Here is a 26,475-nt window from a genome sequence, read left to right on the forward strand (position 1 = left end):
CAGGCCATATCGGTGATATGTAACAGACCGTCAATACCACCCAGATCCAGGAAGGCACCATAATCGGTGAGATTCTTCACAACGCCTTTTACTACGACACCTTCCTTGAGCCGCGCAAGCAACGCTTCACGCTCAGCGCTATTTTCGCTCTCGACCACCGCGCGCCGGGACACCACTACATTATTGCGGCGGCGGTCGATCTTGATGACCTTGAAATCTAATGGCTTGCCTTCAAGATAGCTGGTATCACGCACGGGCCGTACGTCAACAAGGGACCCCGGCAAGAAAGCTCGGACCTTATCGATATCTACCGTAAAGCCGCCCCGTACCTTTTCGGTGATGATCCCAATCACCGTGTGTCCGGCCTCAAAGGCGTCCTCCAACTGTTTCCAAGCCAAAAAGCGTTTAGCCTTATCCCGGGACAGCCGAGTCTCACCGAAACCGTCCTCTACCGCATCGAGGGCGACATCAACCTTATCGCCAACAGCAACTTCGACTTCTCCGCTGTCGTTATAGAACTGCTCGATTGGGATAAGACCTTCAGATTTTAGTCCGGCGTTAACAACCACGAGATCCTGGCCAACCTCTACCACCGTGCCAGATACAATGGCGCCAGGACGCATCCGCTCTTCGATTTGGCTCTGTTCAAATAAGTCCGCAAAACATTCCATAATGATTCGTTCGGTCTAAATAGCCCGCAACACAATCGCCACGCCTTACCCGCAGCAGGGTTTCCCAATTGCCCAACCCTAAGCTCAGAACAGGGCTGAGTACGCCGGGAGACGTTCGCGCACTACCCCCCCTACATGCTCAACCATTGCGGCAATATCGACGCCCGTCGTATCGACAACAATGGCATCAGGCGCTGGTTTTAAGGGGGAGACAGTACGCTGACTATCCCGCGAATCGCGTTCGGCTATATCCGCCAAAAGCTGACCGAGGTTAACATCGATTCCTTTTTGTTTCAACTGTTTATGACGCCTGGCGGCGCGTTCCGTCTGACTGGCGGTCAGAAAAATTTTCACATCCGCATCAGGGAAAACGACGGTTCCCATGTCACGGCCGTCAGCGACGAGTCCGGGCGGCTGGCGAAATGCCTTTTGTCGTCCAAGCAACGCCTTGCGAACTAAAGGGTATCCCGCGACGCGCGAGGCGTCCCGAGCACAGGATTCGCTGCGTATCATTTGACTCGCGTCATCACCCTCGAGAATTACCGAAACCTCGCCTTCCTCCGTATAACCGGGAAACATCACCTCCAAATCTGCCGCAATCGCGGCTAATCGGCGATCGTCATTAAGGACTATGTTTCGACGTGCTGCCGCAATCGCAAGCGCACGATACAGCGCACCGCTATCCAGGATGTGCCAATCTAAGAGACTCGCTAAATGGCGAGACAAGGTGCCCTTGCCAGTGCCGCCTGGTCCATCAACGGTGATGACAGGAACGTGTGTTTCATGCATGCCTTTTCTTTTCCACGACAATATCAAAGCCTGCACCACGTGCGAACTCGGCAAAGCCGGGGAACGACGTGTCAACGTTCGCGCAATTTTGGATTGCGACAGGTGCTGACGCGCAAAGCCCTGCAACTGCAAACGCCATCGCGACGCGATGATCGCCCGCACTATCGACAGATCCCCCATGCAAGCGCCCTCCGTTAATTCGAATTCCGTCATCCGTTGGTTCGGCATGGACGCCCAAGACTCTGAGGCCCTTTGCCATCACTTCGATGCGGTCACTTTCCTTGACGCGCAGTTCCGCCGCGCCTGTCACAACGGTTTGCCCTCGGGCACACGCGGCGGCGATGAAGATGACTGGGAACTCGTCGATTGCCCGTGACACCTGCGAAGAGGGGATCTGAATCCCATGCAGTGGGCTCGCGCGCACCTGAATGTCTGCTACCGGTTCACCGGTCATCTCGCGTCGATTACGCACTGTGATATCAGCACCCATCTCCTGCAGCACCTCGATGACGGCTGTTCGTGTGGGGTTAATGCCAACCTCCTCCAAGAGAATGTCTGAACCGTCGACTAGCGCTGCGCTGACAATAAAAAACGCCGCCGATGAGATATCCGCGGGCACTTGGATTTCGGTCGCGACCAGCCGCCCGCCGCCCTCCAGGCAGACCCTTCCCGTGCTGCAAGTGATCGGATACCCAAACTGCGCCAGGAGACGCTCCGTATGATCCCTTGTTGCAGCAGGCTCCATCACACAGGTCTGCCCTTTGGCATACAGTCCTGCCAGCAGCACACAGGACTTGATCTGGGCGCTGGCAACGGGCATCTGATATTCGATTCCCACAAGCCGTTGCTGTCCAAAGATATGCAACGGCAGCGTACCCTGCTCGCTTAAGGTAACCCGAGCGCCCATCCGTGCCAGCGGTTCTGCCACACGTTGCATAGGCCTTTGCGATAGTGACGCATCCCCCGTTAACTCGGAATCGAATGATTGACCGGCGAGCACCCCCGCAAGCAACCGCACAGAGGTCCCGGAATTACTGAGGTAAAGCGGCCCTTGCGGGGCGGAGAAACCACCGAGCCCCACCCCGTGAATCGCTAGGTTTCCTGCTTCCTGTCGTTCGATATCCACACCCATGGCGCGCAGCGCCTCCAAACTCGCCAGGGTATCGTCGCCTGCAAGGAAGCCGCTCACCTGAGTGACACCATCGGCTAGCGCCCCAAGCATCAAACTGCGGTGTGAGATGGACTTGTCACCGGGCACACGGAGACGACCAGAAACTGGCCCGCCAGGGGCGACCTGGAACGTAATGGCCCTTAGGCTACCCATTCACGATTCAGGATCCACATCATGGCCTGATTTGCTCGTGCCGCCTTGCGTGTTCCGTTCTGCGGCATAGTCATCCCGAGCAGCTTTGGCGCGCGTCAGCACCTCCATGACCGCTTGGCTATCATCCCGGCGGATCGCGTCCTTGATCTCCTCGAGATGCGCACCGAACTGCTCGAGCATTCGGACCAGATTGTCACGATTGGCAAAACAGATATCGTGCCACATGCGCGGGCTGCTCGAAGCGATCCGTGTAAAGTCGGCAAAGCCACCTGCCGCAAAGCGAAAGATGTCTTGCCGTTCATCCATTCGTGTCAAGCAATCCACGAGGGAATACGCCAAAACGTGTGGAAGATGGCTAGTCGCGGCCAGAAGCCTGTCGTGCCGCTCGGCCCCCATCGTAACCACCTCGGCTCCCGTCTTCTCCCACATCATTTGCACGCGCTCTACCGCTATCGCATCTGTTTCATCCAACGGAGTCAGGATCACGCGATGCCCCTCAAACAATTCTGCACAGGATGCTTCCACCCCGCTTTTCTCAGTGCCCGCGACAGGGTGCCCAGGAACAAACAGCCTAAAATGGCGGTTCAAAAATGCGCGGGCCGCTGCGACAACCTGCTCCTTGGCGCTCCCCGCATCGGTGACAATGGCATCGGCGTTGAGTTGCCCAGCCATGGACTGAAACACCGCTTTCGTCGTGCCGAGTGGCGTTGCAACGACTACCATGTCTGCGCCTCTAACAGCGCTACCAACATCTGTATTGAATTCGTCGATAACGCCGAGCGCCACTGCCTTCTTCAGGCGTTCCCTATCCCGGGCGCAGCCGACTACGTACTCACACGCCTTGGCTCGTTTAAGTGCACGCGCCAAAGAGCCGCCGATGAGGCCGACCCCGACGATGGCGAGTCGATGGATTAACGCCACAACAATGGGACCTTGGGCCCAATGGATGACGCCGTCTTAGCCCGCATGTCCGCGCTTCCCTTACGTATCCGACTATGACGCTTCATGACATCGCACCAAGGACCTGTTCCAGCGCCGCGATGAACCGGGCATTTTCATGCTCCTGACCCACGGTGATCCGAAGATGATTCTCCAAGCCATAGTTTTCCACCGGACGGACGATAACACCTTCATGCAACAGGGCCTCATAGATAGATCTGGCGGGCCTTTTGAAGTCGACACAGACGAAGTTCGCGACCGAGGGTGTATAGTGCAGGCCAAGGCGCCGGAACGCCTCGGTGAGCTGTTCCATGCCAGCATGATTAAGCGAAACACTGCGCTTGATGTAGGCTTCATCGCCAAGCGCCGCTTGTGCCGCGGCCAGCGCTAGACTGTTGACATTAAACGGTTGTCGAACACGATTTAACAGCTCAGCGACGCCCACCTGGGACACCCCGTACCCCACCCTAAGACCTGCAAGACCATAGGCTTTCGAAAAGGTGCGCGTGACGATGAGGTTCGCGTGGCGCTGAACCCACGGGATACAGCTCGCATAGTGAGGCACATCGACATACTCACTATAGGCCTCGTCCACAACAATCAACACGTGATGTGGCAGGGCCTCAATAAATGCCATCAACGCAGACTCTTCCACCCAAGTGCCTGTAGGATTATTGGGATTTGCAATGAAGACGAGCCGTGTGTTCTCGGTCACAGCGGCTTCCATTGCGGCAAGATTGTGACCCAGTGCTTGCGCAGGGGTGATAATCGCTTTGGCCCCGACCGCCTGCGTCACAATCGGGTAAACAGCAAAGGCATGCTCTGAGAAGATGACTTCATGGGAGGGCGTCACAAAAACACGTGTGATAAGCTCAAGGATCTCATTAGAGCCATTACCTAAGGTGATCTCGCCAAACCCGACGCCGTGTTTTTCGGCCAAGGCCTCTTTGAGCTTGATGCCGCTACCATCCGGGTACCGGGCAATTTCCGGCAGACAAGCGCCGATCGCCTCGAGGGCCAACGGGCTCGGGCCCAGCGGATTTTCATTGGACGCGAGCTTAACAATGGAGTCAAGGTCCAGCTCCTGACGCAATGCCTCGATCGATTTTCCAGGCTCATAACGCTTAAGTCCCCGCGCACCTGGGGTCGCCAGCTCCACGACATCACAAGACACAATGGATCCCTAGAGCACAGCTCGCGGATAGGAACCCAAGCGCTTCAGCATGGACGCGCGTTCCTCCAGTTGCTTCAGTGCGTCGGCGATTGCGTTATCCTCCGCATGACCTTCGATATCCACGAAAAAGACATATTCCCACATACCGCGGCGCGACGGTCTGGACTCGATGCGTGTCATGCTGATGCCATTGCTCGCGAAGGACTCTAACATCTGGTGCAAGACACCGGGTTTATTGGGAGAAGAAAAGAGCAGCGAGGTTTTGTCGTTTCCGCTGGGCGGCGTTGATTGCCGTCCGATCACCAGAAACCGGGTGGTGTTATCGGGCTCGTCTTCGATGTTGTTGACGAGACGTTTAATCTCATAATGATCCCCCGCCGATTCGCCCGCAATCGCGGCCGCACCGGCTTCTTCTGCTGCACGCCGCGCAGCTTCCGCATTGCTGTTAACTGGGATCCGCTCCACACGGGGCAGATGGTTATCAAGCCATCGACGGCACTGGGCTAGTGACTGCTGATGAGAATAGATCCGCCTAACCTGTTGTAGATCCCCCGCATTGGAGAACAGATGATGATGAATCCTGAGCTCAACTTCGCCGCAGATCTTAAGCGGCGAGTTAATGAACATATCCAACGTATGGTTGACAACCCCCTCGATGGAATTTTCCACGGGGACTACACCGTAGTCGCACGCACTCGACTCCACCTCTCTGAAAACCTCATCAATGTTGTCGAAGGCCGTCGTGCGCACCGAGTGCCCAAAGTGCTTGAGCGCTGCCGTTTGGGTGAAGGTCCCTTCCGGCCCCAGAAAAGCAATCTGCAACGGCTGTTCCAGGGCGAGACAGGCCGACATGATCTCCCTGAAAAGCCGAGCCATCTCCTCGTCTGATAGTGGCCCCTCATTGCGGGCGATTACCCGATGGAGGATCCGCGCTTCACGCTCGGGCCGATAATAGCTGTCATCACTCGATGCACCACCTTTGGCGTGGGCTACCTGTGTCGCAAGCTTGGCACGCTCACTGATAAGTTTAACGAGCTGGGTATCCAGTTCGTCGATACGCTCGCGCAGCGAGTTGAGTCTATTGCTTTCGGACATCGTATCTGAGCAAAAATAGGCCTTGTTGTTCTCGGTGAGAGGCCCCCAAAGAAAAGAATAATACTCTGAAATCTTAATTCGTGCGCCCGTCAGCCGTGACGCCGCTCAAACTCCGCCATAAACGCGACGAGCGCATCCACCCCTTCCTCAGGCATGGCATTATAGATGCTGGCTCGAATGCCGCCGACGCTACGGTGGCCCCTAAGTGCAAAGAGTCCCTCCGAGTTGGCCTCTGCTAAGAATAACCTCTCCAATTTTTCATCGTCGAGACGAAAAGGCACATTCATCCAAGACCGACACGCTAGATCAACGGCGTTTGTGTATAGACTCGAATCATCAACGGCGCGGTAGAGCTTATCAGCCTTGCGCCGGTTGTACTCACCGAACGCGCTAAGCCCGCCCTTGCTTTTTAACCACTCCAACACGAGCCCGGCCATGTACCAGCTAAAGGTCGGAGGCGTATTGTACATCGAGCCATGTTTTGCATACGTATCGAATTGATAGAGGCGCGGGACGCCCGTTGGCGCAGTACCAATTAGATCTGCGCGTATAATGACGACCGTGAGCCCTGCCGGGCCAATGTTTTTTTGTGCGCTCGCGTAGATAATACCAAAACGTGAAACATCAATTGGGCGAGACAGGATGTCCGATGTCATATCAGCGACCAACGGAACCGCATCGACGTTCGGTATCTCGTGGAACTGCACCCCCTGTATGGTTTCATTAGAGGTGTAGTGAAAATACGCGGCGTTCGTATCGAGTGCCCATTTTTCTCGCTTCGGAATCGTTGTGAAGCCCACAGGCTCCGACGTGGCCGCTACATTAACCCGACAGAATCGGCGGCCCTCTGCAATGGCTTTCCCCGACCAAATACCCGTGTGAACATAGTCTGCACTTCCCTTATCATGGCCCAGGTTCAACGGCACCATGGCGAACTGGCTCGACGCGCCGCCCTGCAGAAATAGCACCTTGTAACTACTTGGGATATCGAGGAGAGCACGGAGATCGCACTCGGTACGCTCAGCGATGGCCATGTACTCATCGCTACGGTGGCTCAACTCCATTACCGAGACGCCGGTACCCCGCCAATCCAACAGCTCATCGCGGGCGCGCTGCAAAACCTCCCGGGGGAGCATGGCCGGTCCTGCGCCGAAGTTGTACACCGCCCGCTTAGCAAATTTTTCGTGAACGCGATGGTATTCACTGCCGCCCCTGGCCCACTCCGCATTCGTCATGCCTACTCTACAATCCGCTCGACGCCGGCGAGTTTCCCCCCTTCACTGAGGCTAACCAGCTTTACGCCTTGGGTATTACGCCCCATGATGGAGATATCTGCAGCCGGGGTACGTACGAGGGTACCCCGATCCGAGATGAGCATGACCTCATCATCGTCGAAAACCGGCACTGCACTGACCACCTGACCATTGCGCGCGGTAGTCTGGATAGAGATAACACCCTGCCCTCCACGACCATGAACCGGATAGTCCTCCACGGGGGTTCGTTTGCCGTAACCCTTCTCTGTCGTTGTCAGTACCGTTCCGCCCTGCTCTGGAATTATGAGAGAGATCACCTTATGACCGGAGGCAAGCTGAATCCCGCGAACACCACGCGCGGCACGGCCCATAGACCGAACACTCTGCTCTTTAAATCGAATCGCCTTGCCACTCGTACTAAATAACATCAGGTCGCGACTCCCATCCGTGAGTTCCACACCAACGAGCTGATTATTTTGAGCCAGGGCAATGGCAATAATGCCGCTCGCTCTAGGACGCCCAAACTCAATGAGCGGCGTCTTTTTAACCGTCCCATCTGCCGTAGCCATAATTACGAACTTGCCTTTTTCGAAGGCTCGGATCGGCAAAATTGCATTGATGCGCTCCCCTTCGTCGAGTGGTAATAGATTAACGATTGGCTTCCCTCGCGCTGTACGTCCAGCCTGCGGTAACTCATAAACCTTGAGCCAATACACTTTCCCACGACTTGAGAAGCACAAAACAGTGTCATGACTGCTGGCGACATATAACTGATCAATAAAGTCTTCGTCTTTCATGGTTGTGGCGGACTTGCCTCTGCCCCCACGACGCTGAGAACGGTACACATCCACCGGTTGCGTTTTGGCATATCCTGCATGAGAGAGCGTAACGACGACATCTTCTTCGGTAATGAGATCCTCTATGCTGAGTTCCTGATGGTCATCGCGGATCTCGGTACGTCGTGCGTCACCATACTGCTCGCGAATTTCGATGAGCTCGTCTCGAATCACCTGCATTAGACGATCAGGTTGAGAGAGGATATCCAACAACCCTTCGATGGTCTTAAGAGATTCTTCATATTCGGCAATGACCTTATCCTGCTCAAGGCCCGTCAAACGCTGAAGTTTTAAATCCAGGATCGCCTGAGTCTGGGCGTCAGAGAGACGATATTTACCATCCACCAATCCGAAATTTGCAGGTAGGTCCTCCGGTCGTGATGCCTCTGCCCCGCTTGCCTTCAGCATCTTCAACACAAGATCTGGTGCCCACTGCTCCTGCATGAGCCGCACTTTCGCATCCGTTGGATTTGGCGATGATTTAATCTTGTCGATCACTGCGTCAATGTTGGTAAGTGCGACTGCCAAACCTTCAAGTATGTGCGCACGCGTTCTGGATTTATTAAGGTCGTAGAGCGTCCGGCGCGTGACGACCTCACGCCGGTGCCGGACGAAAGCATTTAGGAGATCTTTGAGATTTAGCGTCTTGGGTTGGTTATCGACCAGAGCAACGATGTTAATACCGAACACCGTCTGCATCTGCGTATGCTGATAAAGGTTATTTAAGACAATCTCAGCAACCTCTCCACGTCGCAGTTCAATAACCATGCGCATGCCGTCTCTATCTGACTCGTCGCGGAGTTCGCGAATTCCCTCAATCTTTCGGTCCTTGACAAGCTCGGCAATCTTTTCCATCAAGCGCGCTTTATTCACCTGATATGGCAATTCGGTGATGATGATGCTCTCCGATGCACCCGCATCATTGCTCTCGATTTGACTCCGCGCACGTACATAAATACGCCCGCGACCAGTGCGGTAGGCCTCCCGGATCCCCTGGGCACCATTTATGATCCCTGCGGTCGGAAAATCTGGGCCGGGCACATACTGAAGCAATCCGTCAACATCTAATTCAGGGTCATCAATGATCGCCAAACAAGCGTCGATCACTTCAGTAAGATTATGGGGCGGAATAGTCGTCGCCATGCCGACAGCGATTCCACTTGATCCATTAATCAGCAGATGTGGAAGTCGTGTTGGAAAAACTGCAGGTTCTTGTTCAGAACCGTCGTAATTTGCGACGAAGTCGACCGTATCTTTGTCAAGATCGGCAAGCAATTCGTGAGCAATATGCGCCATGCGTACTTCCGTATATCTCATGGCCGCGGGTGCATCGCCGTCAACGGAACCAAAGTTGCCCTGTCCGTCTACCAGCACATACCGTAACGAGAAGGGCTGTGCCATGCGCACGATGGTGTCATATGCAGCACTGTCACCATGCGGATGGTATTTGCCAATAACATCACCTACAACGCGCGCTGATTTCTTATAGGGTTTATTCCAATCATTTCCCATCACACTCATCGCATACAACACCCGCCTGTGCACGGGTTTGAGTCCATCTCGCACATCCGGCAGAGCACGTCCTATGATTACGCTCATGGCATAATCCATGTAGGACTGTCTCATCTCGTCCTCGATATTGACCGGTAGAATGGATTTCGCGATCTCAGCCATCGAAACGCCTATCGTTGCTCAGTAAATGGGGTGAAGATCTATGTAAATTAAACGATTAATTTTATCATACGAGGGCTCAGCACCACAGCGCACGGACCACAGCCCAAGCGCCGCAGAGGCACATCGCAACAGGTGCTGAGACAAGGTAAAAATGAAGTGAAGGTCAGCCGTTTACATCCTGCATCAAGGCCGCCAGTTTCACGGCATCGGGTGCAGGAATAACACCTTTTTCGGTGACAAGGAAATCGATCAATCGCGCAGGTGTCACATCAAAGATCGGGTTCCATGCGGGCGTCCCGTCGGGCGCAAGGGTATGTCCACCAAGCTCCAGAAGTTCCTCGGATGGCCGGTCCTCAATTGGAATATCCATCCCGGAAGTTGCATTCATGTCCACCGTGGATGTGGGCGCAACTACCATAAATCGCACATCATGCTCCCGTGCAGATAGCGCTAACGAATAGGTCCCAATTTTGTTAGCGACATCACCGTTTGCGGCAATCCGATCGGCCCCAACGATGACCCATCGCACATCATGCTGTTGCATCAGGTGAGCGGCGGCGCTATCTACGATCACGGTGACCGGGATCTTGTCCCGCACGAGTTCCCAAGCAGTAAGCCTTGCGCCTTGGAGCCAGGGCCGCGTTTCACAGGCATATACTGATTGAATTTCATCAAGCACATAGGCTTTCCGGATAACCCCAAGTGCCGTACCGAAACCACCCGTCGCGAGTGAGCCCGTGTTGCAATGAGTAATCACATCCGCTTTGTCGTGGATAAGCCGAGCACCCAAGTCGCCCATGCGCTTGTTCCCCTTGATGTCTTCTTCGTGTATACGCTGTGCCTCTGCGAGTAATACAGGTTCGGGATCATTTTGTACTTCAACAAATTTGTCCTCCATGCGTTCTAAGGCCCAGCGTAGGTTAACCGCCGTCGGTCGAGCCCTGCGAAGACGTTCAAAGTCATCCTCTATGGCGGAACGCCAGCCGGTTTTTGTCTGTCGGTAGGCTGAACGCGCGGCAAGGACCACGCCATAAGCGGCGGTAATGCCAATAGCTGGGGCGCCTCTCACGGCCATCATCGTAATCGCATCTGCAACTGCCGGAGCATCTTGCAGAACCAGATACTCCTCATGCAACGGCAGAACCCGTTGATCAAGCAATCTCAGTGCACTATTCGACCAGTCGATGGCTCGGATAGAATCGTGTGCGAGATTGTGAGCTCTGGAAGCCAATTCAAATTTCCCAGATGGCTTGAGCGTGGTATGACATGGTCTTTCACGTACAATGCGTGCTGGCTGCACAGCATAAAGCATTTACACAATAGAGACCTAATCTTCTGCAGCCTAGGTAGACCAGGGAATTACCGTGCAGATCGACACCGTCATTCATGCTCGCTGGGTCATCCCCGTTGAACCGGAGCATGTGGTATACAACCACCACGCTATCGCAATTCACGAAGGGAAAATCCTGGAGGTCCTCGCAAGTCGTGATGCCGATGCGAAATACAACGCCAAAACGACCCAACGCCTTGATACGCATGCTCTCATCCCAGGCCTCGTCAACTGCCATACCCATGCAGCGATGAACCTGTTCCGCGGTTTAGCTGATGATCTTGCCTTGATGGATTGGCTTAATAACCACATGTGGCCTGCCGAGCAGCGATGGGTAAGTCCAGAGTTCGTTACCGATGGGACGCGCCATGCCATCGCCGAGATGATTCGAGGCGGAACCACCTGCTTCAATGACATGTACTTCTTTCCCGATGAGACGGCCCAGGCGGCAACTGAAGCAGGCATTCGGGCTGTTGTCGGGCTCATCATTGTCGATTTTCCTACCGCCTGGGCAAAAAATGTCGATGAATACTTCATCAAAGGGGAAGCCGTACATGATGCCTATCGGCACAGTCCGTTGATCACCACCGCCTTCGCACCGCACGCGCCTTATTCCGTGTCTGACTCGTCGCTTGAGCGCATTGGTGTCCTGGCCGAGGAGCTGGATATTCCCATTCACATGCATGTGTTGGAAACCGCAGATGAAGTGAGGCAAAGCATCAAGCAAAACGGGGAGCGGCCACTGGCGCGATTAAAGCGGCTCGGGCTCCTATCCTCAAAGTTGCTTGCCGTCCACATGACCCAGATCGAAAAAGAGGAGATCACAGAAATCGCAAACTGCGGCGTCAATGTGGTGCATGCGCCAGAATCGAATCTGAAGCTGGCGAGCGGCTTTTGCCCGGTGTATGAACTCACTCAGGCGGGAGTCAACGTCGCCTTGGGTACCGACAGCGCCGCAAGTAACAATGACTTGGATATGTTCGGAGAGATGCGCACGGCAGCGTTACTCGCGAAAGCGGTGGCATGCAACGCCCGCGCTATCCCGGCAAGCGAAACTCTACGAATGGCGACACTGAATGGCGCATCGGCATTGGGTATCGACGACCAGATCGGCTCACTGCTGCCTGAAAAGCAGGCTGATATTGTCGCCGTCGATCTGTCGGGGATCGAAACGCAACCGATATACAATCCCCTCTCGCAGCTTATTTACGCGACGGGCCGTCATCAAGTAACCAATGTTTGGATTGGAGGGAAACAGCTTCTTAGGGATCGAGCACTCACAACCATCAACCGAGAAGTGGTGCTGACCAAAGCGCGACAATGGCAGGAGCGGATCGAGGGTGAACTTGCCAATAGATGACCAGCGCATCTAGCGCCCGGGATGCTTCACCTTCTTCCCGTTCACCAAGGCCTGCCATCTGTTGACCACAGCACAGAAGAGTTCTGCCGTACGTTCTGCATCGTAGATTGCAGAATGGGCTTGCCGGCTATCCCACTCCAACCCGGCTGCCATGACCGCGCGAGATAAAACCGTCTGACCAAAAACAAGACCGCCCAGGGTTGCCGTGTCAAATGCACTGAATGGATGAAAAGGGTTCCGCTTTATGCCGGCGCGTTCCGTCGCGGCATTGATAAAACTCAGATCAAATGAAGGATTGTGCCCAACAAGGATAGCCCGGACACATCCCCATTGTTTCATTGCCTTGCGTACGGCACCGAATACAGTCTTTAACGCTTCCTTCTCCGAGACGGCTTCGCGAAATGGATGGTAGGGATCGATCCCAGTAAACTCCAACGCAGCTTGGTCGAGGTTTGCCCCCGGAAACGGTATAACATGACAGGCCGTGGTCTCATCTAGCCGCCATTGACCATCGCCGCCGATTGCAAACGTGACTGCAGCAACTTCCAATAATGCGTCGGTGTTTGCATTAAAACCCGCTGTCTCGACGTCCACCGCGACAGGCAGATAACCACGAAAGCGCCGGGCAATCGGATTGTCGGCGGCGTGTTCAGACATCAGGCCTCCACCAGTTTCCAGGCACATTGATGCCCCGCACGAAACGGTACGAGCACATCGTCTCCCAGCGGAAGACTTTGTGGCACCGTCCACGCATCCTTTCGAAGTGTCACGCGATCTGTATTGCGCGGAAGTCTGTAGAAAGCCGCCCCAAAAACACTTGCAAACTGCTCTAACCGATCGATGGCACCCGCCTCATCAAATACTTCAGCGTAAAGCTCTAGCGCAGAATTAGCGCTGTATATCCCAGCACATGCAGATGCCCCCTCCTTGGCTGATCGGGAATGGGGCGCGCTATCCGTTCCCAAAAACAATTTGGGATTACCACTGGTCGCTGCCTCGACAAGGGCCTGACGATCATTTTCCCTTTTGGGCATCGGGTGACAATAGTGATGCGGTTGCAACCCCCCCTCAAACAGTGCGTTGCGATTTAACAAAAGGTGATGCGGCGTAATGGTAGCGGCGAGACTGTCCGGGCCCGACATTACAAACTGTACGGCTTCCCGAGTCGTAATATGCTCGAATACTACACGCAGGCTGCGAAACCGATTCAAAAGAGGCACGAGTACGCGATCGATAAAAAGCCGCTCCCGGTCAAAGATATCAATGGTTTCATCGATGAGCTCACCATGAACCAAAAGGGGTAAGTCGTGTTCAACCATTGCTTCCAACACCGAATAAACCTTGCTGATATCCGTTACCCCGGCATCTGAGTGCGTCGTTGCGCCCCTCGGGTAGTACTTAACGGCAAAGATATGGCCACTTTTCTTGGCTCGCGCGATCTCATCGACCGAAGTGTTGTCAGTCAAATAAAGTGTCATGAGTGGCGAGAAGCGAACGGTGGGAGGCAACACGGACAAAATGCGTTCCTGATATTTCAGGGCCTGTGCTGTCGTCACCACGGGCGGCTCAAGATTGGGCATCACAATGGCTCGCGCAAAGCGTTTGGCCGTATCAGCAACCACAGCAGCCATCGCAATACCATCACGCAAGTGTACGTGACAGTCATCCGGGCGGCTGATCGTAAGGTTCCGCATGGTTAATAACAATGAAGTGTCGGTATGATCCGCACACTGACGTACGATATTCAACTATTGTCATCTGAATATTCATAGATAGCAAAGCGCACACCCTAACGTGACCGCGCCAAACACGGGATACAACAGAGAAGCCAGCTTTGCAAGACCCTGACTTGTCGGAGCGTAACCTAGTTGTGGGGCTCGCCCGCACCAGAAGCTAGGATACGGCCTGCCCCAAAGCGGGGAATGTTTCCATCACACCGTTGATAATGAATTGAACGGCTAGCGCCGCCAACACAATACCCAGCACCCGGGTGATTACGTTCGTTCCGGTCTCCCCGAGTAGCTTCATCAAATGAGATGCCATTAAAAGCATGCCGAGCGTTATCAGCAGAACAACGAGCATGACCAGCAGCACGACGAGTGTCTCTAAGGAAAGTCCGCGGTCCCCAACCAGCAGCAATATCGTAGTCAGTGAGCCCGGCCCCGCGATCATGGGGATAGCCAAGGGAAACACGGAGATATCGGGTCTATGCTCGGCCTCTGCCTGTTCGCTGGCCGTCGTGGAGCGCAGCCCCGATTGGCGCGCAAAGACCATTTCAATGGCTAACAGGAAAAGCAGGATCCCGCCTGCAATACTAAACGCGGGCATGCTAACGCTCAGATATTGGAGCAGGCGATCCCCCACTAAAGCAAACGCTAACAAAATGCATCCCGCGACCACGACACCCTTCCATGCCATCCGCCTTCTGTAGCTATCCGAACCCCCGAATGTCAGGCCCGAGAACAAGGGCGCCACACTGATCGGATCAATAACGACAAATAATAAAATGAATATATTGATAGCGAGCTCTATCATAGGCGTGTGATGCAGTAATCAGTATAGCCGGCAGCAATCTTGTTCGGTCCGTCCTAGCATTACTTAAGAGGTATCAGCCCTATCCGGAGTATCTTTACATATTGGCAGCAATATGCCGATCGTTACCTGAAATCGCCATTCAAAAGGAAACCCCGGGAAGGGGGACGCCAGTACGTCAACACGACATATCAAACGTGATGAGTCGAAAACTTCCTATAAACTATTCCCATAGAGCTCGCATTCACTCGGATTGGACGGCACGATTATGACAACAATGAAGTACAAAACCCTTGGGCGCAGTGACATTGAAGTCAGCCAGCTCTGTCTCGGCACCATGACGTGGGGGGAACAAAACACAGAGGCAGAAGCGCATGCTCAGCTAGACCTCGCACTCGCTTCAGGGATCAATTTCATTGATACCGCGGAGATATATCCAGTGCCGCCGCGGGCCGAAACTCAAGGTCGGACAGAAGAGTATATTGGTCGCTGGTTTCAAAGGCGGAAAAACCGAGCGAACTGCATCCTCGCCACCAAAGCCTGCGGCAGGGCGTCTTGGATCCCGTATGTTCGCAATGGCCAAGCAAAGCTTGACCGTAAGAATATTGAATCGGCGCTCCATGCAAGCTTGAAACGGCTACAAACCGACTATATCGATCTCTATCAGCCCCATTGGCCCAATCGCGTGACCAATTTCTTCGGGCAACTCGGCTACCGCCATGTGCCCAAAAAAGACGATGTTTCTATCGAGGAGACTCTGGAGACTCTGGATCGTCTCGTCCGTGCCGGAACGATACGACACATTGGGATCGCCAATGAGACCCCCTGGGGTGCGATGCAGTATCTTCATCTTGCCAAAGAAAGGGCGCTTACACGCATCGTAAGCATCCAAAATCCATATAACCTACTGAACCGAACCTTTGAGATCGGGCTGGCGGAAGTGGCGCATCGAGACGATGTCGGTCTGCTTGCATACTCACCATTGGGATTTGGCGTGCTATCGGGAAAATACTTGACTGCTGAGCGTCCGTTGAATGCGCGACTGGCGTTGTTCAAACAATTCAAGCGCTATACCAACCCTGACGCCGAGAAGGCGACGCGCGCATATGTTGATCTTGCCCGCAATCACGGCTTAGACGCGGCACAGATGGCCTTGGCTTTCGTCAACAGCCGCCCTTTCCTGACCAGTACCCTCATTGGCGCAACATCGATAGACCAACTCAAATCCAACATCGCAAGTCTCGATGTGATCTTGTCGAAGGAGGTATTAGAGAAAATTGAGGCGATCCATACCTCCCATCCCAATCCGTGTCCCTAAGGCATCCCACGCGCTGCGATCGCCCGATTAGATTCCCCGGCGTGCCTTGGACCCTCATTGCACTCATATGCTGCTAGAAATGGTTCGCGAACTCTCGGCTCTCGCCTTTAATCGCATGTGCCACCCGGTCATGAGCTCGTGTATGATCAAGGCCCAGATCGAGCACCTTCGGGACTAGCTATGGAGTTGTCAGCACTTACCGCAATCTCCCCGGTTGACGGGCGCTACGGAGATAAAACCATTGATCTGCGTGATATCTTCAGTGAATACGGCCTGATTCGCTACCGTGTGTTCGTCGAGATACGCTGGTTGCAGAAGTTATCGGCGATTCCCGAAATTCCGGAAGTCCCAACACTCAAATCGCGTTCCAACAATCTTCTCAACGAAATTGCGGAAAAATTTAATCTTGAGGATGCCGAGCGGGTGAAAAGCCTCGAGCGGACCACGAATCATGACGTTAAGGCCGTAGAATACTTCCTTAAAGAAAAGGTCAAAGGCGATAAAAAGCTCAATTTACTAGCTGAATTTGTCCACTTCGCCTGTACGTCTGAGGATATCAATAACCTGGCCTACGCGCTGATGCTCTGCAGAGCCCGCGAAAAAATCCTCATGCCACAAATGGAATACGTGATAGGTGCGATACGTGAACTAGCACACCGTTATGCGGATCAGCCGATGCTTTCCCGTACGCATGGACAACCTGCAACACCCACGACGCTAGGCAAGGAAATGGCAAACTTTGTCGCCCGTCTCAACCGCCAAACTAAGCAACTCGCGGCAGCCCCGTTGCTCGGCAAGATGAACGGTGCAGTGGGTAACTTTAATGCTCACCTTGTTGCCTACCCTAACGTAAACTGGCCAGCCGTCGCCGAAGAGTTCGTGGGTGAGTTGGGTCTGAGTTGGAATGCATACACAACTCAGATCGAGCCACATGACTACATGGCCGAATTCTTTCATGTCCTTATGCGATTTAATACGATACTGATTGATTTTTGCCGAGATGTATGGGGTTATATCGCATTGGGTTACTTTCGGCAAAAGACTGATGCACATGAGATCGGATCGTCTACGATGCCGCACAAAGTTAATCCAATCGATTTCGAAAACGCAGAGGGTAATTTAAATTTGGCTAATGCCATTATGGGACACCTTGCGCAGAACCTGCCGGTATCCCGTTGGCAGCGTGACTTGAGTGACTCCACAATGCTACGCAATATTGGGGTAGCCCTAGCCCACATGCTTATTGCCTATCAATCTTGCCTGAGAGGCATCGATAAATTGGAAGCAGCGCCAGAAACGATGGAAGAAGCACTGAACAGTGCCTGGGAAATTCTTGCAGAGCCGGTACAGACCGTCATGCGACGTTACGGAATCGCTGAGCCATACGAGCAGCTGAAGAAGCTAACAAAAGGGCGCACGATTGATCGCAGGGCCTTACACACATTTATTGAGAGCCTAGAGTTACCGGATGCCGAAAAGAAACAGCTGCTCGATATCACCCCAGCAAGCTACCTAGGCAACGCCGAGGAACAGGCTAAGTCCGTTTGATTCGAGGCTCTTAGAGCCTGGCGCGACGCCGTGCTTGTTCTGCTGGGCAGCAACGTAACGACAAGGGTTCTGTCCAGCAACTGTTTCTCCGACATCGTTGACATCTGCCTTGTTGCAATTTAGCTACTTCCTAGATTAACCAGATTCTTCGATATCATTCTAAAATTGTCCATCTGAGATCAACCTAGAATTTTGTCGCCGCGGCGTAGCTAGATTATCATCCAAAGAGAGTCTCCAACCTAGAGCTTTATTTAAGCGCCCATGCTTGGGTGCAAGAAAACTGTAGATCGAGAATTATGTACTACTTTCAAAACAGCATACTCAGCGAAACTGATGAGACTTATCGGATCGATTCTAGCGAGGAGAATCGAGAGGCCGCATTAGCTCTCGTGCGGCAGTGCCAACACACGCTCGAGATCATTAGCCGCTACCTGGATCCCTCAATTTACGATAATGACGAATTCGTGGAGGCCGTACAGAAGCTGGCGCTACGCAGCAAGCGTTCGCGCATCCGCATCCTTGTGAGAGAGCCGGAGACAGTTGTCAAACAGGGACACCGGCTGTTGGAACTCGCGATGAATTTCAGCAGCTTTATTGAAATCCGCAAACCCAGCCCGGAATTCGCAGACCACAATGAAGCCCTACTCGTGTGCGATGCCGCTGGGTATATTCACCGACAGCTCGCCGACCGATACGAGGCGATGGTAAAATACGCGGATAGGCCTAGGGCAGAAGAGTTCCTGCGCCAGTTTGATGAGATGTGGGAGACAGCAATAATCGATCCGAACCTGCGTAGACTAAACATTTGAACCGCAAGTGCATCCAGCTAGGAATTGCTCTAGCCTTACTCATTCCTCTGATGGTAAGCGCGGAGCAATTCGTGCTTGAAGTCATCCCGCTGCGTCACCGGACCACCGATGAAGTGGTCAGAATCCTCCAGCCCCTCGTTTTACCTGGCGGTACCGTGACTGGCATGAACAATCAACTGATTGTCCGGACCACGCCAGCTAACCTCGCTCAAATCAAGGAAGTATTGCAGAGCATCGACCGTCCACCCCGAAGACTACTTATCACAGTTAAACAGGATATCGGAGGAAATTTGACACGCTCACAAAGTGGCTTGTCGGGAAAATACAAATCAGGCGATGTCGCTGTGTCTGCCGGCGATGCAGGCCATGGCGATGAAGGGCTCGTCATTTCTAGCAAGGATGCCAAGGGAAATGTGATTCGCTATCGCTCGCTCAGCACTGACTCTCAGACTGACGAGCGAAACACGCAGCGTGTGCAGACCATCGAAGGTCAACCCGCGTTGATCCAGATAGGAACATCCGTGCCAATCCCCGAGCAGACCACGGTGAGCACTGGTGGCAGAGTGGTCGTACGCGAGAGCGTGAGCTATCACAACGTCACATCCGGTTTCTACGTATTGCCGCGCTTAAACGGTGATTATGTCTCTCTCGTCATTACGCCCCAAATGTCGAAGATCAAGTCAAAAGGCCATGGGGTGGTCGAGACGCAGGTGGTGGAAACGACAGTGTCCGGACGATTAGGTGAATGGATCGAGCTCGGCATGGTGGTCCAGGACATGGATAAGAATAGTCGGCGTAACCTAAGCACGGCCAAGGCCGAGGGCGCTGTGCAGCGCAGGGTTCTCGTCATGGTTGAGGAACTTCCCTAAGTCAGGGTGCTAAAACGTTTTTCCGGTGCGCCAACCTTCCGTCCCCCAGCGCAGGGTTCCGTTTATGCGCATCCAAGACGGCGGGGCACGATGCAGACTAAATCCTCCTCCCGGCCTCAATCCGGTCAGTCATTAACGGGACAAAAGACACTCTGATGCATCTGCTTCGCGGCTCCCCTGCCCTGTCCAGCTTCCGCATCGAGAAAGTATTAACCTCAGCCCAAGCGATCGACAACGCCATTGTCAGCCTCCAGGCCGAGTTCGTCCATTTCCTGGATTCGGAAAATAAGCTGGATGCGAGAGAGAGCGAGCAACTGGAGTCGCTGCTTCGCTATGGTTCCAGTCCGGCGGACAATGAACCCGAAGGACAGTTACTTTTAGTGATTCCGCGCCCGGGGACAATCTCTCCGTGGGCCACTAAGGCAACGGACATTGCCCATAATTGCGGCTTCAACAGGATCCGCCGTCTGGAACGCGGCACTGCTTGGTATATAAAGACTTCGAGCGGAATGCTCAACGCCGTGGCAATCGACCGACTCAAACCGTTGCTCCACGATCGCATGACCGAAGTCGTGTTATCTAACTTCGAGGATGCCAAGGCCCTGTTCATGCAGGCAGCGCCGAAGCGGTACACGACAATTAACATCCTGGAAGACGGCCGGGAGACCCTTAGGCAGGCAAACCACGCCATGGGACTCGCGCTTTCTGAAGAAGAGATCGAGTACTTGCTCGCACACTTTCGCGCATCAGGACGCAATCCGACAGACGTCGAGATCATGATGTTCGCCCAAGCGAACTCCGAGCACTGTCGGCACAAGATATTCAATGGCGACTGGACTGTGGATGGCCGAGCGCAGTCGCACTCCCTTTTTGGCATGATTAAACACACCACCCAGCAACACCCCGATCGCATTCTCTCAGCCTACACCGATAATGCCGCCGTGACGCAGGGCTATTCCGGGGGGCGCTTTTTTCCCGCTGCCGAAGACAGGCGGTACTGTTATCAAAGCGAAGACATCAACATAGTCATGAAGGTGGAGACCCATAACCATCCAACGGCGATCTCCCCACATCCCGGTGCCGCGACGGGGGCTGGCGGCGAGATCCGAGATGAAGCGGCGACCGGGCGTGGCGCAAAACCGAAGGCCGGCCTCACTGGTTTTTCGGTATCCAATCTCAAAATCCCTGGATTCAAGCAGCCCTGGGAGGCCGAGAACGGCAAGCCCGAACGTATCGCCTCAGCGCTTGAGATCATGCGAGACGGCCCTATCGGTGCTGCGGGATTCAACAATGAGTTTGGCCGCCCGGGACTCTGTGGGTACTTTCGGACATTTGAACAAGCCATGCCAGATAGCGATTCGGGGATGATCCGCGGATACCACAAACCCATTATGCTGGCGGGCGGCATTGGCTCTGTACGCACCATGCATATTGGCAAAGGACAGATCCCAGCGGGCGCCAAGATCATTACACTCGGGGGACCTGCCATGTTGATCGGGCTCGGCGGCGGTGCTGCCTCGTCGATGGCCTCTGGGGAGAGCGATGCGACACTGGACTTTGCATCCGTACAGCGGGACAACGCCGAGATGCAGCGCCGCTGCCAAGAAGTCATTGATCAGTGCTGGGCGCTGGGTAAGAACAACCCGATCCTATCCATCCACGATGTCGGTGCGGGCGGACTGTCCAACGCGCTGCCGGAACTCGTTGCGGGCAGCGACATAGGTGCACATATTGAGCTGCGAGCCATCCCCAATGCCGACCCTGGTATGTCCCCCATGGAGATCTGGAGCAATGAGGCGCAAGAACGCTACGTGCTGGCTATTGAAGCCGAACACCTGAAGGAGTTTGGGGCATTCTGTGAACAAGAGCGCTGCCCGTATGCTGTTATCGGCGAAGCCCGTGCTGATCTGCAGCTCGTCCTTACCGATCACCTTTTTGAAGATCGGCCTATCGATATGCCACTCCCTGTGGTTCTCGGCAAACCGCCTCGACTGGCATTCGATGCACACCGACAAGACGCATCTTTTCCTCCCTTCGATGCCAGCGGGATCACAATCAAGGAAGCGCTCGCGCGGATCCTGCGCCTACCCGCGGTGGCCGATAAGCGTTTCCTTATCACCATCGGGGATCGCACGGTTTCGGGTCTCGTGGTCCGGGACCCCATGGTCGGACCATGGCAGGTACCAGTCGCCGACTGTGCAGTCACGGCCAGTTCCTATCTTGGGTTTACGGGTGAGGCCATGGCCATCGGCGAACGCACCCCGATCGCGCTGGTGAATGCACCGGCCTCAGGCCGTATAGCCGTGGGCGAGGCGATCACCAATATCGCTGCCGCCCGTATCTTGAAGCTCGGAGATGTGGTGCTCTCGGCAAACTGGATGGCCGGGGCAGGCGAACCGGGAGAAGGAGCGGCCCTATTTGATACCGTCCGGGCCGTCGCCATGGAACTCTGTCCCGCACTTGGCATCGCCATCCCCGTCGGAAAAGATTCCCTGTCCATGAAAACCGTGTGGCAGGCCGACGGTGGCAAGGAAAACCGGGTTATCGCGCCGCTGTCCCTTATCGTCTCAGCGTTCGCCCCGGTTGCCGATGTGCGATTGTCACTGACCCCGGAACTCCGCACCGATCTGGGGGAGACCGATCTGCTCCTCATTGACCTTGGCGGTGGCAGGAACCGTCTGGGTGGCTCCGCACTGGCCCAGGTCTATAACCAGGTGGCTGGGGATCCGCCGGACGTCGAGGACGCGGAGGCCCTTAGCGCATTCTTCCGCTCGGTACAGCTCTTGAACGAGATGGACCTCCTCCTGGCCTATCATGATCGCGCCGATGGCGGGCTCATCGTTACCCTCGCGGAAATGGCCTTCGCCGGGCGCACCGGCATGACCGTATCCTTGGATGCCCTCGGGGACGACCCACTCGCGGCGCTGTTTAGCGAAGAGCTGGGCGCCGTCGTGCAGGTCCGGCGCGAGGATACGGAAACGGTGCTGAAGGTGCTAAATGCGGGATCGCCATTGCAAGACCACGTCCACGTGATCGGCGCCCCGAATCCGGAGCAGCGGATTACCGTAAGCCAGCGCGGCGAGCCCCTCATCACAGAAGACCTTCTGGCACTCCAGCGGGTCTGGGCAGAGACCAGCTATCAGATGCAGTCGTTACGGGATAATCCGGCGTGCGCGCAACAGGAATATGACGGACTCCTGGATGCCGACGATCCGGGGCTCACCGCCCAGCCCTCTTACAACCCGGCCGCCTCGCCCAAAGCACCGTTCATTTCCACCGCGGTCCGTCCTGCCATCGCCATCCTCCGCGAGCAAGGCGTGAATGGGCAGGTGGAGATGGCCGCCGCTTTTGATCGCGCGGGCTTTGACTGCATTGACGTGCACATGAGCCGTCTCATCGCGGGCCAAGTAAACCTCAAAGGATTCCAGGGCCTGGCCGCCGGTGGCGGATTCTCCTACGGCGACGTCCTAGGTGCCGGCGGTGGCTGGGCCAAGTGTATTGAGTTCAATGAACGGGCACGGGACGAATTCAGTGGCTTTTTCTCGCGCGGCGACACCTTTGCCCTGGGTGTCTGTAACGGCTGTCAAATGCTCGCCCACGTGCGGGATAGGATCCCCGGGGCGGATCATTGGCCATCCTTCCTGGGTAATACCTCCGAGCAATTCGAGGCGCGCCTGCTCATGGTCGAGGTCCTGCCCTCACCATCGATCCTGCTCGACGGGATGGCGGGCTCCAGGCTACCCATCGTCGTTGCCCACGGCGAAGGGCGGGCTCAATTTGCCAGCCCCGGGCTTGCCGAGAAGGCGCTGAGTGAGGGCATGGTGACGCTCCGCTACATCGACAATCACGCCCAGCCAACAGAGACTTATCCCGCCAACCCCAACGGATCACCTTTTGGCGTCACCGGCTTCACGACACTCGATGGGCGCGTCACCATCATGATGCCCCACCCAGAGCGGGTCTTCCTGGCAAAACAGTATTCGTGGCTGCCCCCCGGCTGGCCCTTTGAGGAGGGACCGTGGATGCGGCTCTTTCAGAATGCGAGGCGCTGGGTGGAATGAGGGACCCCGAATACGCGGCACCCCGCATCGCGCTGGGCGAGGCGGGGTGCTAAGGGCAAACTCAGGCTAGGAAAGCCGGATACTGTTGGCTGGCATTACGGAGTCGGCGGCATAAATGGCGGTGGAACAACAGGCGGTGGCGATGGCTCGCTCGGCGGCGAGATTAAGGTTCCGATCACCTGAGCACCCGAGGGATCGCGCTGGTCCCCGGCGATGAAGGTAAACTCAGGCTGCTGATACTGGAGTCCCGTCTCGACTGTTTCTCTGATCTTGGGGGTCAACCCGGCCAGCGGCCCCACGGCAGGCGGGATCGGCCGGGCGAGAAACGCCGACCAGGCCGCCACCGATTGGGCATCCGGTGCCTCACCGGCGATGAGTTCGGGCGGGATGATGTCTGGCCAGAATGCAGGTTGTGGCAGCTCCGTGATGTACACCGGGGCGGTATTGGCGTCCCTCACATAGACCCCAAAGCGCGCCGGCACATCCAGGCTGTCGACGGCATTGGCCACATAGGTGGTGCCCTCCCCGGTCTTTGTATAGAGCCCATCGGGGATCGCTGTGCCGTCCGCCCTGACACAGTCGCCCTGACACAAGAGCGCAAAAAAGCCCGTGCCGCGAATACCAATCGTCGCCACCACCGTTTGCACCTTGTAGGTTTCCCTGTTGATGCCACCAATGAACCCGGTGACCGCCCGGATCCCTCCTTTCAGGAGGCTGAAAAACCCGCGCTCGGTCCCATCAGTCACCCCCTTATAACGGAACTCATCAATGCGAAGCGTCGAGTTCGACTGCAACGATATAAAACCGCTGTCAGCGAACTGCACCTGAACACGCCCATCCTTCGTCACCAGGGTCTCACCGGCAAAGACGGAATCCCCCTTCTGCACCGCACGGGCCACCTGCCGCGCATCGAGGACTTTCACGTCCCCAATCGCAAAGACGATCGTCCCGGCGGCAGCGGCGTACACGGGGGTTGGCGAGAAAGCGGCAAGAAAAATCACGACCGCAAATAACTGCAGGATCCTCTGTATGGTCTTCATTCGGCGTTCTCCCAGGGCCCATCCAGGGCCGAAGCTTTTCTCCCATATTGTTATCGAAGCTGGAAGCGGTCGTCGTCGCTGATGACCCTTCAGGGATCATCAAGCGATTGGGCGGGCCGCGATTTAACCTCCTTAGTAGTTCGTAAGAGCATCGTGCTCTTTGGGCGGAGCATGCCGCAGCGTGCTCGTCACACTAAACATGGTCCAGCCCCTATCTAAATTCAAGCCTGCCTTGGGCAGCGATTCTGAAAATGTGAACTCCGTCACATTTTCGTTTGATCACTCGCCACGGCTGCCCGCCGAGGCAATGGCGGGTCGTTGCATGGTCTTCGTACGGCGCCCGGGGGCTCCTAGAAGAAGTCACTACGCAGAAAGACCATCGCCTGCCACCGGTCAAATTCGTTGATCGCAAGCGTCGAGTCGTTGTTCGTGTAGCCAATCTCAGGCCGAATACTCCATTTTTTACCAATTGCATAGCGAAGCCCAAGCGCCGCCGTCACAAAGTCGTCGGTCCTTCGCTGCATAAAGATAGGGTCAACCCCCCCATAGCGGCTGTACTGGTAGGTCACCGCGCCGAAGGCCGTGGTCCTGTTGTTGATGCTGTACTGCCCGCCGAGGCGGGCACCCACAAAGTCCCTGCCGATGTCAGGGCGCGAGCTGGTCTTATTGTCCTCCGTGCCCCCGAAAATACTCAACAGCGCAACCGGTTGCCCCGCGACGTCAAAGGCATGGGCCCAGGCCAGCCCGCCAGCGTATTGATTCGCATCACGGATGTGTTGGTTGGGATAGCGCAGCGCCGCTGCCTGGCCGTAGAGCGTGATTTGATTTTGCGCATTGAGGTTACGCTGCCACTGGGCATTGACACCTCCCAGATTTCGGTTGCTGTCCCCGTCGATGAGGAACGATTGCCCGAGCACGGCGAGCCGGTATTCATTCGCCCCATGCACAAGGTGCAGGCCGAGCAGGCCGTTGCCGATAGCCTGATCAAACGCCGTGGCATCAAACGCCTGCCGCCATTTGGCGTTAGCGCCCCCGTAGAGGTTCAGATTAGAGCGCAGCGGGTGTGCGAAGCGAAAACCCCCCTCGATGCTGCCGATGCCGCTGTCTTGCTCTTGACCGAAGGGGAAGAGCAGGAACACCTGCCCCGTTGCGGGGATCAAGACTTGCGAGGTGGTCGCCGCACTGTTGACGTTGGAATCATAACCCCCGCCGAATTCCAGGTAGACGTTCAACCGGGCACGCTTGGGATCATGCGGGTAGTCCATGGCCGCGAGGTATCGATTGATGGTCTCTTTCACCTGCGGCGGTACATCTTCCTGCTTGACCGTCTCGAACTCCCGACGGGCAGCGCCGCTCTCGCCCATGAGATAATAGGCCCGGGCGAGCTCGGCCCGCGCCTGGAGATGATCCGGCTGCACCAAGAGCACCCGCTCGAAGGCAAACACGGCCTCGGTCGGCTCGCCCACTTCTAAAGCCGCCAGGCCAAAAAGGTAATCATAGTCCGGCTCGCCAGCCCGGCGCTCAAGCTCTGGCAGGAGTAATGCGTAGGCTTCCTCCCCTTGACCTTCCGCCAGGAGGCCTTGGGCCTCTGCAAGCAGCCCATCTTGGGCATTTACAATCAGGGGAAGGGCATAGACGCACCCTGCAAGCAGTATGCACACAATGGACTTTGTGAATGCCATACGACCTCCCCCTCCACCAAGCTTGATCGCGCTAAAAGCCCGTTTTGAAAGATATTCATCCCTTTAAACACTTAGATTATACATTTAATTATCCACGTGAACTATACTGGGCCCCGGCCTTAACCCCTATCCAGGCTACGCGGTGACGCCAAGCACCTGCCATGTGCACTG

At 55.4% G+C, this 26,475-nt stretch carries 20 protein-coding genes; 6 read left to right on the top strand and 14 right to left on the bottom strand.

Going from position 1 to position 26,475, the window contains the following annotated elements; genetic code table 11:
• From O6944_08600 to mtnA, 9 genes are all read right to left on the bottom strand, one after another.
• Positions 1-674, bottom strand: a 674-nt coding sequence (locus tag O6944_08600) for a S1 RNA-binding domain-containing protein (GenBank protein MCZ6719191.1), incomplete at its 3' end; no start/stop codon positions are given.
• Between the two features lie 81 nt (positions 675-755).
• On the bottom strand, positions 756-1,460 hold the full coding sequence (gene cmk, locus O6944_08605) for a (d)CMP kinase (GenBank protein MCZ6719192.1): 705 nt from the start codon (positions 1,458-1,460) through the stop codon (positions 756-758).
• Positions 1,453-2,784: a 3-phosphoshikimate 1-carboxyvinyltransferase gene (gene aroA, locus O6944_08610; protein ID MCZ6719193.1), complete on the bottom strand. Its 1,332-nt coding sequence runs from the start codon at positions 2,782-2,784 to the stop codon at positions 1,453-1,455. The genes cmk and aroA overlap by 8 nt, the downstream gene beginning before the upstream one ends.
• Entirely contained in the window at positions 2,785-3,705 is a 921-nt protein-coding gene (locus O6944_08615) for a prephenate dehydrogenase/arogenate dehydrogenase family protein (protein ID MCZ6719194.1), read from the bottom strand.
• Positions 3,706-3,787: 82 nt separating this feature from the next.
• A complete protein-coding gene (hisC, locus tag O6944_08620) occupies positions 3,788-4,897 on the bottom strand; it encodes a histidinol-phosphate transaminase (GenBank protein ID MCZ6719195.1) in 1,110 nt (369 codons plus the stop codon).
• Positions 4,898-4,906: 9 nt separating this feature from the next.
• On the bottom strand, positions 4,907-5,992 hold the full coding sequence (pheA, locus tag O6944_08625; protein MCZ6719196.1) for a prephenate dehydratase: 1,086 nt from the start codon (positions 5,990-5,992) through the stop codon (positions 4,907-4,909).
• Between the two features lie 89 nt (positions 5,993-6,081).
• Positions 6,082-7,227: a 3-phosphoserine/phosphohydroxythreonine transaminase gene (gene serC / locus O6944_08630; protein MCZ6719197.1), complete on the bottom strand. Its 1,146-nt coding sequence runs from the start codon at positions 7,225-7,227 to the stop codon at positions 6,082-6,084.
• 2 nt (positions 7,228-7,229) lie between these two features.
• The gene (gyrA, locus tag O6944_08635; protein MCZ6719198.1) at positions 7,230-9,755 is read right to left on the bottom strand and encodes a DNA gyrase subunit A; all 2,526 of its coding nucleotides are present in this window, start codon (positions 9,753-9,755) and stop codon (positions 7,230-7,232) included.
• A gap of 163 nt (positions 9,756-9,918) precedes the next feature.
• A complete protein-coding gene (gene mtnA, locus O6944_08640) occupies positions 9,919-10,986 on the bottom strand; it encodes an S-methyl-5-thioribose-1-phosphate isomerase (GenBank protein ID MCZ6719199.1) in 1,068 nt (355 codons plus the stop codon).
• Positions 10,987-11,119: 133 nt separating this feature from the next.
• Between mtnA and O6944_08645 the strand changes: the two genes are divergently transcribed.
• Positions 11,120-12,445 (top strand): TRZ/ATZ family hydrolase, encoded by a 1,326-nt coding sequence (locus tag O6944_08645; protein ID MCZ6719200.1) that lies wholly within the window; start codon positions 11,120-11,122, stop codon positions 12,443-12,445.
• A 9-nt stretch (positions 12,446-12,454) separates the two neighbouring features.
• Here the strand turns inward: O6944_08645 and rnt are convergent, their stop codons facing one another.
• The 3 genes from rnt to O6944_08660 form a co-directional block, all read right to left on the bottom strand.
• Positions 12,455-13,102 carry a ribonuclease T gene (rnt, locus tag O6944_08650; GenBank protein MCZ6719201.1) on the bottom strand — a complete coding sequence of 216 codons (648 nt, stop codon included), beginning with the start codon at positions 13,100-13,102 and terminating at the stop codon, positions 12,455-12,457.
• A complete protein-coding gene (gene pyrC / locus O6944_08655; protein ID MCZ6719202.1) occupies positions 13,102-14,139 on the bottom strand; it encodes a dihydroorotase in 1,038 nt (345 codons plus the stop codon). Before pyrC ends, rnt begins: the two co-directional genes overlap by 1 nt.
• Before the next feature lie 199 nt (positions 14,140-14,338).
• Positions 14,339-14,980: an NAAT family transporter gene (locus tag O6944_08660; protein MCZ6719203.1), complete on the bottom strand. Its 642-nt coding sequence runs from the start codon at positions 14,978-14,980 to the stop codon at positions 14,339-14,341.
• Positions 14,981-15,254: 274 nt separating this feature from the next.
• Here O6944_08660 and O6944_08665 point away from each other — a divergent pair, with 274 nt between their 5' ends.
• From O6944_08665 to purL, 5 genes are all read left to right on the top strand, one after another.
• The gene (locus O6944_08665; protein ID MCZ6719204.1) at positions 15,255-16,295 is read left to right on the top strand and encodes an NADP(H)-dependent aldo-keto reductase; all 1,041 of its coding nucleotides are present in this window, start codon (positions 15,255-15,257) and stop codon (positions 16,293-16,295) included.
• Between the two features lie 180 nt (positions 16,296-16,475).
• Positions 16,476-17,843: an adenylosuccinate lyase gene (gene purB / locus O6944_08670; protein MCZ6719205.1), complete on the top strand. Its 1,368-nt coding sequence runs from the start codon at positions 16,476-16,478 to the stop codon at positions 17,841-17,843.
• A 296-nt stretch (positions 17,844-18,139) separates the two neighbouring features.
• Entirely contained in the window at positions 18,140-18,652 is a 513-nt protein-coding gene (locus O6944_08675) for a hypothetical protein (GenBank protein ID MCZ6719206.1), read from the top strand.
• 71 nt (positions 18,653-18,723) lie between these two features.
• A complete protein-coding gene (locus tag O6944_08680; protein ID MCZ6719207.1) occupies positions 18,724-19,521 on the top strand; it encodes a hypothetical protein in 798 nt (265 codons plus the stop codon).
• A gap of 155 nt (positions 19,522-19,676) precedes the next feature.
• Positions 19,677-23,582 carry a phosphoribosylformylglycinamidine synthase gene (gene purL / locus O6944_08685; protein ID MCZ6719208.1) on the top strand — a complete coding sequence of 1,302 codons (3,906 nt, stop codon included), beginning with the start codon at positions 19,677-19,679 and terminating at the stop codon, positions 23,580-23,582.
• A gap of 95 nt (positions 23,583-23,677) precedes the next feature.
• Here the strand turns inward: purL and O6944_08690 are convergent, their stop codons facing one another.
• Together O6944_08690 and O6944_08695 are read right to left on the bottom strand one after the other, a co-directional pair.
• On the bottom strand, positions 23,678-24,622 hold the full coding sequence (locus tag O6944_08690; protein MCZ6719209.1) for a FecR domain-containing protein: 945 nt from the start codon (positions 24,620-24,622) through the stop codon (positions 23,678-23,680).
• Positions 24,623-24,972: 350 nt separating this feature from the next.
• Positions 24,973-26,304: a tetratricopeptide repeat protein gene (locus tag O6944_08695; GenBank protein ID MCZ6719210.1), complete on the bottom strand. Its 1,332-nt coding sequence runs from the start codon at positions 26,302-26,304 to the stop codon at positions 24,973-24,975.
• Between the last annotated feature and the right edge of the window lie 171 nt (positions 26,305-26,475).

The organism is Gammaproteobacteria bacterium (assembly GCA_027296625.1).
Lineage (GTDB): Bacteria > Pseudomonadota > Gammaproteobacteria > JAKEHO01 > JAKEHO01 > JAKEHO01.

Excerpts from the sequence above, each read along its gene's own strand:
- rnt (MCZ6719201.1), bottom strand. The coding sequence starts at position 13,102 with ATGTCTGAACACGCCGCCGACAATCCGATTGCCCGGCGCTTTCGTGGT.
- pheA (MCZ6719196.1), bottom strand. The coding sequence starts at position 5,992 with ATGTCCGAAAGCAATAGACTCAACTCGCTGCGCGAGCGTATCGACGAA.
- O6944_08675 (MCZ6719206.1), top strand. The coding sequence starts at position 18,140 with ATGTACTACTTTCAAAACAGCATACTCAGCGAAACTGATGAGACTTAT.
- gyrA (MCZ6719198.1), bottom strand. The coding sequence starts at position 9,755 with ATGGCTGAGATCGCGAAATCCATTCTACCGGTCAATATCGAGGACGAG.
- O6944_08665 (MCZ6719204.1), top strand. The coding sequence starts at position 15,255 with ATGAAGTACAAAACCCTTGGGCGCAGTGACATTGAAGTCAGCCAGCTC.
- O6944_08660 (MCZ6719203.1), bottom strand. The coding sequence starts at position 14,980 with ATGATAGAGCTCGCTATCAATATATTCATTTTATTATTTGTCGTTATT.
- O6944_08695 (MCZ6719210.1), bottom strand. The coding sequence starts at position 26,304 with ATGGCATTCACAAAGTCCATTGTGTGCATACTGCTTGCAGGGTGCGTC.
- purL (MCZ6719208.1), top strand. The coding sequence starts at position 19,677 with ATGCATCTGCTTCGCGGCTCCCCTGCCCTGTCCAGCTTCCGCATCGAG.
- purB (MCZ6719205.1), top strand. The coding sequence starts at position 16,476 with ATGGAGTTGTCAGCACTTACCGCAATCTCCCCGGTTGACGGGCGCTAC.
- serC (MCZ6719197.1), bottom strand. The coding sequence starts at position 7,227 with ATGACGAATGCGGAGTGGGCCAGGGGCGGCAGTGAATACCATCGCGTT.
- O6944_08690 (MCZ6719209.1), bottom strand. The coding sequence starts at position 24,622 with ATGAAGACCATACAGAGGATCCTGCAGTTATTTGCGGTCGTGATTTTT.
- cmk (MCZ6719192.1), bottom strand. The coding sequence starts at position 1,460 with ATGCATGAAACACACGTTCCTGTCATCACCGTTGATGGACCAGGCGGC.
- aroA (MCZ6719193.1), bottom strand. The coding sequence starts at position 2,784 with ATGGGTAGCCTAAGGGCCATTACGTTCCAGGTCGCCCCTGGCGGGCCA.
- pyrC (MCZ6719202.1), bottom strand. The coding sequence starts at position 14,139 with ATGCGGAACCTTACGATCAGCCGCCCGGATGACTGTCACGTACACTTG.